At 40.6% G+C, this 11,519-nt stretch carries 11 protein-coding genes and 1 rRNA gene; 9 read left to right on the forward strand and 3 right to left on the reverse strand.

The features are described 5' to 3' along the window. The first annotated feature begins 196 nt into the window (after window positions 1–196). Together rrf and LKO28_RS12015 are read left to right on the forward strand one after the other, a co-directional pair. Window positions 197–308, forward strand: a 5S ribosomal RNA gene (gene rrf / locus LKO28_RS12010). Window positions 309–400: 92 nt separating this feature from the next. Then, entirely contained in the window at window positions 401–1,351 is a 951-nt protein-coding gene (locus LKO28_RS12015) for a TIGR01212 family radical SAM protein (RefSeq protein ID WP_227695132.1), read from the forward strand. 28 nt (window positions 1,352–1,379) lie between these two features. Here the strand turns inward: LKO28_RS12015 and LKO28_RS12020 are convergent, their stop codons facing one another. Together LKO28_RS12020 and LKO28_RS12025 are read right to left on the reverse strand one after the other, a co-directional pair. Beyond that, window positions 1,380–1,847, reverse strand: coding sequence for a nucleoside triphosphate pyrophosphohydrolase family protein (locus tag LKO28_RS12020; RefSeq protein ID WP_227695134.1), 468 nt, complete (start codon window positions 1,845–1,847; stop codon window positions 1,380–1,382). A 50-nt stretch (window positions 1,848–1,897) separates the two neighbouring features. After that, window positions 1,898–3,010 (reverse strand): pseudouridine synthase, encoded by a 1,113-nt coding sequence (locus LKO28_RS12025; RefSeq protein WP_227695136.1) that lies wholly within the window; start codon window positions 3,008–3,010, stop codon window positions 1,898–1,900. A 293-nt stretch (window positions 3,011–3,303) separates the two neighbouring features. Between LKO28_RS12025 and LKO28_RS12030 the strand changes: the two genes are divergently transcribed. The 7 genes from LKO28_RS12030 (at window position 3,304) to LKO28_RS12060 (ending at window position 10,029) form a co-directional block, all read left to right on the forward strand. After that, window positions 3,304–4,065 carry a lytic transglycosylase domain-containing protein gene (locus LKO28_RS12030; protein WP_227695138.1) on the forward strand — a complete coding sequence of 254 codons (762 nt, stop codon included), beginning with the start codon at window positions 3,304–3,306 and terminating at the stop codon, window positions 4,063–4,065. A 172-nt stretch (window positions 4,066–4,237) separates the two neighbouring features. Continuing rightward, complete coding sequence (gene ccoN, locus LKO28_RS12035) at window positions 4,238–6,382, forward strand: cytochrome-c oxidase, cbb3-type subunit I (protein WP_227695139.1); 2,145 nt, start codon at window positions 4,238–4,240, stop codon at window positions 6,380–6,382. Between the two features lie 10 nt (window positions 6,383–6,392). Beyond that, on the forward strand, window positions 6,393–6,587 hold the full coding sequence (locus tag LKO28_RS12040) for a hypothetical protein (protein WP_227695140.1): 195 nt from the start codon (window positions 6,393–6,395) through the stop codon (window positions 6,585–6,587). A 6-nt stretch (window positions 6,588–6,593) separates the two neighbouring features. Next, window positions 6,594–7,475, forward strand: coding sequence for a cbb3-type cytochrome c oxidase N-terminal domain-containing protein (locus LKO28_RS12045; protein ID WP_227695141.1), 882 nt, complete (start codon window positions 6,594–6,596; stop codon window positions 7,473–7,475). A 36-nt stretch (window positions 7,476–7,511) separates the two neighbouring features. After that, window positions 7,512–8,903: a cytochrome c oxidase accessory protein CcoG gene (ccoG, locus tag LKO28_RS12050; RefSeq protein ID WP_227695142.1), complete on the forward strand. Its 1,392-nt coding sequence runs from the start codon at window positions 7,512–7,514 to the stop codon at window positions 8,901–8,903. An 8-nt stretch (window positions 8,904–8,911) separates the two neighbouring features. After that, window positions 8,912–9,334, forward strand: coding sequence for a FixH family protein (locus tag LKO28_RS12055; protein ID WP_227695143.1), 423 nt, complete (start codon window positions 8,912–8,914; stop codon window positions 9,332–9,334). A 29-nt stretch (window positions 9,335–9,363) separates the two neighbouring features. Continuing rightward, a complete protein-coding gene (locus tag LKO28_RS12060) occupies window positions 9,364–10,029 on the forward strand; it encodes a sulfite exporter TauE/SafE family protein (RefSeq protein WP_227695308.1) in 666 nt (221 codons plus the stop codon). Between the two features lie 20 nt (window positions 10,030–10,049). Here the strand turns inward: LKO28_RS12060 and LKO28_RS12065 are convergent, their stop codons facing one another. Then, complete coding sequence (locus tag LKO28_RS12065) at window positions 10,050–11,519, reverse strand: efflux transporter outer membrane subunit (protein WP_227695144.1); 1,470 nt, start codon at window positions 11,517–11,519, stop codon at window positions 10,050–10,052.

Below are 11,519 nucleotides of genomic sequence, written 5' to 3' on the forward strand. Positions count from 1 at the left end.
TACTACGTTGATAGGCCACAGGTGTACAGGTAGAGATACCATAGCCGAGTGGTACTAATAGCCCGAAGCTTTCCGCGCCGGAAGATCCGCTGTCCTCTTTTATGTATTTCTTTTCTATACCTTTATATGTCATTTAAGCCGGATGTATGCTGCCAATAGGTAGGTTGTATATATAATATAAATCCGGTCACGATATTCAGGTGCCTATATCGGCGGTGTCTACCTCTTCCCATTCCGAACAGAGCAGTCAAGCCCGCCAGAGCCGATGGTACTGCCGTAACAGGTGGGAGAGTAGGTCGGCGCCAAATTTTATACAAGCCCCTGCAGTTAGCTGCAGGGGCTTTTTTTTGTCTGCGAACCCTTTCATCTACTCGATACTAATCATTACCTTTGCAGAGAAATGGGTAGTTTACTAGATAGCGGTATCAAACCGTACAATCATTATGGAGCATACTTGAAAGAAAAGTATGCCGGGCAAAAGGTATTTAAAGTTATTGTCGATGGGAATTTTACTTGTCCGAACCGAGATGGTACGAAGGGCTATGGTGGTTGTACGTATTGTAATGTAGACTCGTTTACACCCGATACTGCACGTAAAATACCTTCTATTAGAGAGCAAGTAGAAAACGGTATAGCTCGAGCACGAAACTCCTATGGGGCAGAAAAGTTTATTATTTATTTTCAACCTAACACGAATACCTATGCTCCTACACATCTATTAAAGATGTTGTACGACGAAGCATTAAGTATCGATCCGGAAAATACGTTAGGTCTATCTGTAGGAACACGTCCGGATTGTCTGGACATGGATAAGATCGCGCTATTAGAGTCTTATACGGATCGTTTTGACGTCGATTTAGAAATGGGTATGGAGTCGATTTATAATGACACATTAGAGCGTATTAACCGAGGCTGTTCTCATGATGAATTTCTGCGCACAATGAATATGTTAGGGAACACGAACTTAGCGTTATGTGTACATACGATCTTCGGTTTTCCTTGGGAAACCGAAGAAATGATGCTTCGCTACGCAGACGAGATCAATAGACACCCTCAGATTAAGTTTGTGAAGCTACATCACCTTCACATCGTAGAAGGATCCATTATGGGGACAAAATACAAGCGAGAACCATTTAAGTTATTTTCTATCGAAGAGTATACCGACTTTTTAGCGAAGTTTATTCCGCTTCTGCGTCCGGATATTATTTTACAGCGAATCTTTGGTATTGCGGATAGAGAATTGTTGATTGCTCCTAATTGGGGGTTTCCTAAATCAAAGATCCAAACGCAGATTGATAAGGGGCTAGAAAGTAGAGGGGTAATACAAGGAAGTCAATATAAAAAAATGTAGCGGTTATTATTTAACCGCTACATTTTCTTTATTTGTTTAAAATTCCTTTTAGATCAGCGGGGGAATAGTTTATAGATTTTAGCGTTTTGTTGTCTTCCTTTCTGAATACCAAAAACAGTCCGTCAACTTCTTTGTAATAGGAAGGGACGCCCTTTAACAGGTAATGTGCTTGGGTTTCTTTTGCTTCTTCTTCTGTTTTACAGGCTTTACTCATGTTGGATCGCTGTACTTCTTCAAAGAGTGCATTGAATTTATCTTTTAATCCAAATTCTAATATGGCACCTGAAAGTACATATTGAATATCGCATAACGCATCAGCAATTTCGACAATATCTTTATTCTCAATAGCTTCCTGCAATTCCTTTAATTCCTCAGCAATTAACGCGATTCGAAGATTGCAACGTATTTCAGAAGGAATAGTAGGTTCGTCCAAAATCGGGTGTTGGAAAGTTTTGTGAAATTCCGCTACTGCAGTTAAGGTCTTTGGGTCTGTCATATCTTTAAACTCAAAATTTAAAAACAAAAAAATCCTCTATAGGTATGTACTTATTTAATAAAATGCTTTAACTGGACAAGTTCTCTCTCTTCGAGGTATCTCCATCTTCCACGTGGCAAGTCTTTTTTTGTTAAGTTGGCATATACAACGCGGTCTAATTTAAAGACTTCATAGCCTAAAGATTCGAAAATACGTCTGACGACCCGGTTTTTCCCCGAGTGGATTTGGATTCCGATTTCGTTTTTGCTGCCCCCTTGTACGTAACTAATATCGTCCGGCTTGATAAACCCATCTTCGAGCTCTATGCCGAACTGGATTTTATTGAAGTCGCCTTGTGTTAAGTTTTTATCTAATTCTACGTGGTATATTTTACTGATGTTGTTTCGTGGATGGGATAGTTTCTCAGCCAGAGAACCGTCGTTTGTAAGTAATAGCAAACCAGTCGTATTTCTATCCAAACGTCCTACCGGATAGATTCGTTCTTGTGTGGCTTTTGCCACCAGATGCATAACCGTTTTACGTTCTTGTGGATCATCGGTAGTTGTTATAAAGTCTTTGGGCTTATTTAAAAGTACATAGACCATTTTTTCACGTTTCAACCGTTCTCCATTGTACCGTATTTCGTCTGTTGCCGGATCGACTTTGGTTCCCAGCGCTGTTACAACTTCGCCATTCACTGTAACTACGCCCGACTCGATCAGTTCGTCTGCTTTACGGCGAGAGCATACGCCAGCATTCGATATATAACGATTTAAACGGATTAAGCCGTCATCTTTAGGTTGGGTAACAGCCGATTTTTTTCTTGGATATGATGGTTTAAAGGACTCTTTATTTTTATATTTATCTTTTTTTGAGTCGTTAAACCGATTAAATGGTCGGTTCTCAGACTTGTCAAATTTATTGAAATTACGTGGTTCCTTATCGTCTTTCTGAAAAGAACGCTCAGTACCCTTCTTCACCAATTTGTCAAATTTGTTTTTTTTCTCGAATTTACTAAACGGATGTGTCTTCTTGTTATCTTCGTCTTCAAATCTGGGTTTTCGAAAATCATTTGATGAAGACGACCGTTGTGATCGACCATTTTGTGAGCGGAAGTTTTCGGAGTTGCTTCTGCTTTTTTTGGAGTTGTCGTCGCGACTGTTCCTCTTGTTATTGAATGGCATATTTATAGAATTAAGATACAAAGGTAACGTTTTTATTTGGTTAGACGAAAAAATATAAATGCTTCTATAAACCCCTTTGCACTTCCTAGGAGCCTAATTTTATCGGAATCGGATGAGTGGTGAAGTTAGGGGTATTTGCAATACCGCAGATTTCTTTGTAGTTTTGCAGGCTAAAATTAAATCAAGCTATTTCTGATCGATTTAGGACTTGTTCCTGATTTCGTGGAAGGGTAGCAGTAAGGGATTGAATGATAAAAAAAAGAGTACTGTGTTGCAGTATGGTTTTGTCGGTAATGATTTTGTCAAAACTCTACTCCACACCTAACTCACCGTCCAAAAAGGATCCTATAAAAAAGGCTTTATTGGAGCAGGTGGAGAAACAAAAAGAAGCGATAGCCTTATCGCCAGAAAAACAAAAGGAAGCGTATTATCGCTCCGTAATGTTTGCTAATGAACAGGTTCCACTACATGAACCTTTAGTCGGGCAAAAGTTTGAAAGATATCTTGCAAATTTTTCCTTCCGTAAACAACAATCATACGATCTGCATAAGAAGGCAGCAAAGCATTTACCCAAGATAGCATCGATATTGAAGTCTTATGGGATACCCGAAGATTTTAAATACGTTCCATTGGTGGAAAGTGATATGAACCCTCAGATTACTTCTCATAAAGGAGCTGGTGGTTATTGGCAGTTTATGCCAGCAACCGCGAGGTTGTATGGACTGAAAGTAAACGGCGAGGTGGATGAGCGTAAGGATTTAATCAAGTCCACCCACGCAGCAGCGAGATATTTAAAAAGTTTGCATAAGCAGTTCGACAATTGGACATTGGTAGCAGCAGCCTATAATGTGGGTGGGGGGAGTTTAAAAAGTGCTATACGCCGCCAAGGGATAGATAATTACTATAATCTTAAATTAAATAGGGAAACAGGATCGTATGTATATAAACTTGTCTCGATGAAACAGGTTATAGAGAACCCGCATAAACACGGCTATAAACGTTATGCTCAAACAGAAGATAAATATCAACATATGAACGAGCGAAATTTATTATAAATTCGCTTACGCAGTAGAAAAGGCTTTCTTTAGGGGGGCCTTTTTTGTTTTATAACCTACGGAACTGCATCGTGAATATTTAAGTGATAAAAGTCACTTTTTTATAAAAGATATATCATTAGAGTGTCATAAAAAAAAACCCTATCTTTACAGCAAAATCAACTATTAGAGTATGCAGGTAGAGCAATTTAATTATGACAACAAGATTGTCCGGAACTTCGGTATCGCGACGGTCATTTGGGGCTTGGTGGGGATGTCCATCGGCCTACTCGTGGCTACCCAATTGATTTGGCCCGAGATGAACTTTCTAAACCAGTACACTACTTTTGGTAGGGTGCGCCCCGTACATACTAATGCGGTCATCTTCGCTTTCGTAGGGAATGCAATTTTCATGGGTGTTTATTACTCCATGCAGCGCGTATTAAAGGCTAGGATGTTCAGCGATTTGTTGAGCAACATCCATTTTTGGGGCTGGCAGCTTGTTATTGTTGCGTCGGCCGTGACGTTGTTGTTAGGTTATACCTCTTCGCACGAATATGCTGAGATGGAATGGCCAATCGATGTGGCTATTACCTTGGTTTGGGTGGTTTTCGGAATCAATATGTTTGGTACTATCTTGAGACGTCGGGAAAGGCATATGTATGTGGCCGTCTGGTTTTATATAGCAACTTTTGTAACTGTCGCGGTCCTGCATATTGTAAATTCCATTCAGTTGCCGGTGAGTTTCTGGAAAAGTTACTATGTATATGCCGGAGTGCAGGATGCATTGGTGCAGTGGTGGTATGGACATAATGCGGTCGCCTTTTTCTTGACTACCCCTTATTTGGGTATGATGTATTATTTTTTGCCTAAAATGGCTAACCGCCCGGTGTACTCTTATAAATTGAGTATTCTTCACTTTTGGTCGTTAATATTTATTTATATCTGGGCAGGACCTCACCATCTACTTTATACTTCGCTACCGTCTTGGGTCCAATCGCTAGGCGTTGTATTCTCTATTATGTTGATAGCTCCAAGTTGGGGGGGAATGATCAATGGATTGTTGACCTTGCGAGGAGCCTGGGATAAAGTACGCACGGAACCGACATTGAAATTTATGGTGGTAGCGTTAACGGCATATGGTATGGCTACTTTTGAGGGACCTTTACTATCACTGAAACAGGTAAATGCCATTGCGCATTTTACAGATTGGATCGTTGCACACGTTCACGTCGGTGCGTTGGGATGGAATGGTTTCTTGACCTTTGCTGTCTTGTATTATATTATTCCTAAAATTTATAAAACGCCACTGTATTCAAAAAAACTGGCGAATGCACACTTTTGGATTGGCACATTAGGGATTTTATTTTATGCGATTCCAATGTATTGGGCTGCCGTTGTCCAAGGTTTGATGTGGAAAGAGTTTACACCAGAAGGTGTATTGAAATATCCGAATTTCTTGGCGACAACATTGGAGATTCTTCCTATGCACATGATGCGGGCAGCTGGTGGAGCGTTATACCTAACGGGTGTTATCGTGATGACGTATAACTTAATTAAAACGATGAAGGCCGGAAAGCTGGTTGCGAATGAGGCTGCGGAAGCTCCAGCCTTAGATCCGGTGGTTGTTAGAGAACCGGCCGCACACCGTCGTTTAGAGCGTAAGCCTGTTTTATTCATGGTATTAGCTTTGGTCGCGATTCTTATTGGTGGCATTGTAGAAATGATTCCTACATTTACGATTAGCAGTAATATACCTAAAATTGCATCTGTGCAACCTTATACAGCGCTTGAACTCCAAGGACGTGATTTATATATTCGTGAGGGGTGTGTGAACTGTCATACACAAACAGTACGACCATTCCGTTCAGAGACGGCCCGTTATGGAGAATATAGTAAGGCGGGAGAGTTTGTGTATGATATGCCGTTTTTGTGGGGGTCTAAACGTACCGGCCCTGACTTACATCGCCTCGGCGGTAAGTATCCGAATAAATGGCATTTTGACCATTTGTTGGATCCAACTATCACGTCGCCGGGCAGTATTATGCCTGCTTATCCTTGGTTGATTGAACAAACCATCGATAATAGTCTTTTAGACAAGAAAATGAATGCTATGCGTGTTTTAGGTGTTCCTTATTCCGAAGATGAGATCCGAAATGCATTTGAAGATTTGCAGAAGCAAGCCGATGAAATAACGGCAGATTTGGCGGCAAATCAAGTTGAAGTTCGTTCTGATAGCGAAATCATCGCGATGATTGCTTATTTGCAACGTTTAGGAAGAGATATTAAGGCGGAAGCGGCGGAAACAGCTGGCTCAGTAGTCATATCAGATAATTAAAGGAGGATGTATGTTTAAGCAGATAACAAATTTAAACGGAGATGAGATTTATTTGATCGCATCACTATGGGTCTTTCTTGTGTTCTTTATTCTCGTAGGATTTATGCTATTTTGGATGAAGAAAGATCATATCGATCACATGAAAGATATTCCTTTTCATGATGGGGAGTCGGAAAAGGAGAATGACCAATCATTGCAGAAATAGAGATTTATGAATACATTATTATTAGTAGCCGATGCTCCTGCACAAGCGTCTGAATGGGTCTTCGGATCTGGAAATATATACAACGATATTCTTATTGTTGCGCTTATCATCGTTATGATTGCCCTTTTGGCGTCAGCTCTGGTTGTAAACAAGGCCATGAAAGCAATTGTGAAGTTGATAATGCCAGAATTGGCGACTGAATCCCAGTCTAAAAAAGCTAAAAAGATAAATTGGCAAGCGATTGGTGCAAAATTGTTGAGTTTGCGTCCGCTAGAAGAAGAAAAGGATCTGGAAATCGAGCATGAATACGATGGTATCAAAGAATTAGATAATCCGGTTCCCGCTTGGTTTAATGCACTCTTTTACTCTACAATTGCTTTCGGAGTAGTTTACCTGCTGGTGTATCATGTATTTGGTTGGGGGCCTAATCAAGATCAAGAGTATCAACGGGAAATGGCTTTAGCAGAAAAGGCGAAGCAGGAGTTTTTGGCGCAGGCCGCCAATTTAATTGACGAAAGTACGATAGAGTTAGATGCTACGGGGGCTTTGGCAGCTGCGGGACAAGGAATTTATATGGCGAATTGTGCTGTTTGTCACGGGAATGCTGGTGAAGGCGGAATTGGTCCCAACTTAGCAGACGAGTACTGGTTACACGGAGGAGATATAAAAGATGTCTTTGCGGTGGTCAAGTATGGTGTGCCAGATAAGGGGATGGTTCCTTGGGAACAAACGCTGACACCTGGCCAGATCGCTGAAGTGAGTAATTATATCATGACATTAGTCGGCACAAACCCGCCGAATCCAAAAGACCCTCAGGGAGAAAAAGTGACGGCGAAGATAAATGAGTTGGGGGCAGGTGTAGAAGAGGGAGTAGAGAGTGAAGAATAAAAGTAATTAATATTGTAAATTTATAAAGGAGCGATCATGGGAACGGTAGTAGGGGGAAAGGATGTCGGTACAAATCCAAAGAAAGAAAAACGTCAATGGATTTATGCGAAAAAGCCCGGAGGTAAGTTGTTTAATTACAGGCAGTGGGTTGGATATTCGCTATTACTGTTCCTATTTATAGCCCCGTTTATTAAAATAAATGGTAATCCTTTTGTGATGTTCAATATTATTGAACGGAAATTTTCCATTTTCGGTTCGGTTTTCTATCCGCAAGATTTGCATATTTTCGTTTTCGGTATGTTGATCATGATGGTTGGCATCGTACTTTTTACAGCAGTCTATGGCCGAGTTTGGTGTGGTTGGACTTGTCCACAGACTATATTTATGGAATTGGTATTCCGCAGGATAGAATACTTTATTGAGGGAGATTGGATCCAGCAGAGGAGATTAAACGAAGGCCCGGATTCCGATGCAAGAGCTTGGAAGAAAGTATTGAAGCACGCTATCTTCTTAATTATATCTTTTTTCATATCAAACATCTTTTTAGCATATATTATCGGGGTTGACGCCTTATTTAAAATAATGACAGATCCGGTAGATCAACATATTATTGGATTCGCATCAATTATTTTATTTACACTTGCCTTCTATGCGGTATTCGCTCATGTGCGGGAAATAGTCTGTACTACCTTATGTCCTTATGGTAGACTTCAAGGGGTGCTGTTGGATGAAAAAAGTTTAACCGTAGCTTATGACATAAATCGTGGAGAACCCAGAGGAAAGCTAAAAAACGATGATACGACCCAAGGGGACTGCATTGATTGTCGGTTGTGTGTACATGTATGTCCCACTGGTATTGATATTCGTGAGGGTACCCAACTAGAATGCGTGAATTGTACCGCTTGTATTGATGCATGCGATACGGTCATGGATAAAATCGGGAGACCAAAACGTCTTATTGGCTTTTATTCCATGGACGATCTGTCTGAAGAGAGAAAAGCAGGAAAGAAAAATAATACACGGGCCATCGCATACTCGGCTATATTGGTTGTGCTGACTTTTATATTTGGTGCCTTGTTGTTTAATCGCGCGGAAATAGATGGACGTCTGTTGCGTGCTAAAGGAAGCTCTTATCAATTTAGGGAAGATGGAACGGTAAGCAATTTATATACGTTGGAGTTATTGAATAAGTCGGGAAAGGATATCTCTTTTGAGATTCAAAGTGTCGATAACGAAATAGATGTCCAAATGGTGAATCATATTCAGGGTTTGAAAAAAGAAGGGAATGCGACATTAAGTTTTTTCCTGATTATGGATAAGAGTAATATTAGCGAATACAAGCAAGATGTAAAGGTGAATATTGTTTCTGACGGGAAAATAATGGAGACTTTAAAGACGACCTTTATTGCCCCTCCAAATAAAAAATAAGGATAGAGATGAACTGGGGACTAAAGATTATAATAGGATTAGGAGCTTTTATGCTATTTATCCTCAGCGCGGGGATATATATGGTAACACAAGACACCGATACGTTGGAACATGAGGATTATTATGAAAAAAGCCTTGCTTATAATGAGGTTTATCAACGTAAACAAAACCTAATTGACGATAATGCACGTCCGACGGTAAGTGTCAAAAATGATACCCTACATATTATATTTAGTACATTGGATAATCGGGGCGATCTTACTTTGAAGCGGGCTTCGGATAGTAAATTGGATAAGACCTTACCCTTTGTAACGCAAGGGCGGCACTATACATTACCGGTAAGTAGTTTTACTAAGGGTAGTTGGCAGCTAGAAATATCTTGGCAGCACGATGGGACTCCCTATAGATCTGATCATAATTTGTATTTTTAATTATGACGTACCACTATTTAGCATTTTTTATGGGGCTGTTTGGGAGCATACATTGTGCAGTTATGTGTGGTCCATTATTGATCGCTATAAATGGCCAAATGGAATTATCGTGGAAGGTCGTATTTAACCGCATATTTTATCAGATGGGGCGTGTTTTTACTTACGGGATAATGGGGCTTTTTTTGGGAATAATAGGAAGTGTAGCCAGTGTACAAGGATGGCAGCAAGGATTGAGTATGATGGTGGGTGTTATATTGGTCGTGATGGGCTTGTTTTATTTGCTTGGAAAAAATACAAATGCGCTAACTCGCTTTCAAACAAAAGCCGTACAACCGTTTGCTAAATACATGGGGCGATGGCTCTATCGACCGGGTGGATCTCTCGTAGCGGGGATTTTAAACGGTATCTTACCCTGTGGAATGGTGTATATGGCATTGGCCTCCGCGATGAATGCAGATTCGCTTTCGGGTAGCTTTCTTTTTATGGTTCTTTTTGGTTTAGGAACGCTGCCTTTACTTTTTGTGGTTTCTTTGGCGGGGAACTTGTCCAAATCCATTTTTAAACGCGGATTCAACCGGATATTGCCCTTTCTTTATTTAATGATGGGTATCTGGTTTATCTTGAGGGGAGCGAACTTAGATATTCCTTACCTAAGTCCGTTATTACATATAGATGGCGCAATTGATTGCGTTTAAAAAAACCATTAGAAAAGCTATTAATCCGTTTCCTGCCATCCACCGCCAAGTGCTCTATATAAATCTACATACGCTTCTAATTGTTTCTGGCGCAGGTCGACCAACGCAAGTTCACTGGATAACGCATTGCTTTGGGCAGTGATCACCTCGAGATAAGTTGCATAGTCACTCATAAATAGTAGTGAAGCATTTTTAACCGCTAATTCGGAGTTTTCCACCCGTTTCCTAGCTAAGGCGATTTGCTCTTTCTGCTTTTCTACCGTAATGACAGCGTTTGACACCTCGTGTACAGCTTCCATAACCGTTTGTTGTAACTGCAGTTCTGTTTTTTCTCGTTCGATTTTTGAAACTTCCCAAGCATTCTTTAAACGTCCGTTTCTGAAGACCGGAGTCGTTATTCCACCCACAAATCCTCCGAGTAAAGCTCCAGGGATATTGTACCAATTTTTTGGCAGCATCGCGTTAGTACCTAGGACGCCACTAAGAGAAAGTTGCGGATAGCGCATTATTTGTCGGATGTTCATTTCGGCGTTCGCTGCAATAAGCGCATATTCCGCGCGTTTGATATCTGGCCGATTTCTGACAATTGCTACCGGCGATCCCAAAGTGATGCTCTTTTTAATGTTCATTAGACTGTCGATTTGAAAACCTCTGGTAATGACATTCGGCATTTCGCCAATTAAAATATTGAGCGCGTTTTCTTGCAGAGCGATCTCTTTCTCCAACTCTGGGATAAGGGACGCAGCAACTAATCGCTGTGATTCCGTTTGCTGGATGGCCAATGCCGTGATCTCTCCGGCGTCATACTGCAATTGGATCATACGTAATGTGCTATCATTCAGTCGTAAATTTCGTTTAGCAACTTCAATCTGTGCGTCAAGCATAATAAGATTGAAATAGCCTTTGGCAACATCTGCCACTAATTTAGTTTGGATGGCATTTTTAGCTTCAAAAGAGTCGAGAAAATCTGATTTTAACGCATCTTGCTGATGCGCAATTCTGCCCCATATATCGAGTTCCCAACTAAACTCCAATCCGGCCGAAAATTGTGATTGATGAGCATACAAGTTCTCAGGCGCCTCCTTACCATTTTTACTATACCAATTGGAAGAAGGGTTGCTGTAAAAATCCCTCGAGCGGTATTGTTTATTCACCGTAGCGATATTACCATCTATAGACGGAAGGTATTCTAGCTTGTTCTGTCTTAAGTTACGATTAGCGATTTCAATATTCTTTAGCGCCGTTCGCATATCATAATTATTCACAAGTGCTGTGTCAATCAGTTTTATGAGCTGCGGATCATTAAAAAAATCACGCCAGGAAACCTGGGGGAATGTGATGGTGTCCGGCTGATAGGTCAATGTATCTCCTCGAAAACTTTCAGGGAGATTTAATTTTGGTTGAACATATCGCTTACCGACTTTACACCCCGATAAGCTGATCAATATTGTCGTAATATATAGGAGATATTTCACTTTCATAATGTTCAT

It is taken from the genome of Sphingobacterium sp. FBM7-1 (genome assembly GCF_020687765.1).
Lineage (GTDB): Bacteria > Bacteroidota > Bacteroidia > Sphingobacteriales > Sphingobacteriaceae > Sphingobacterium.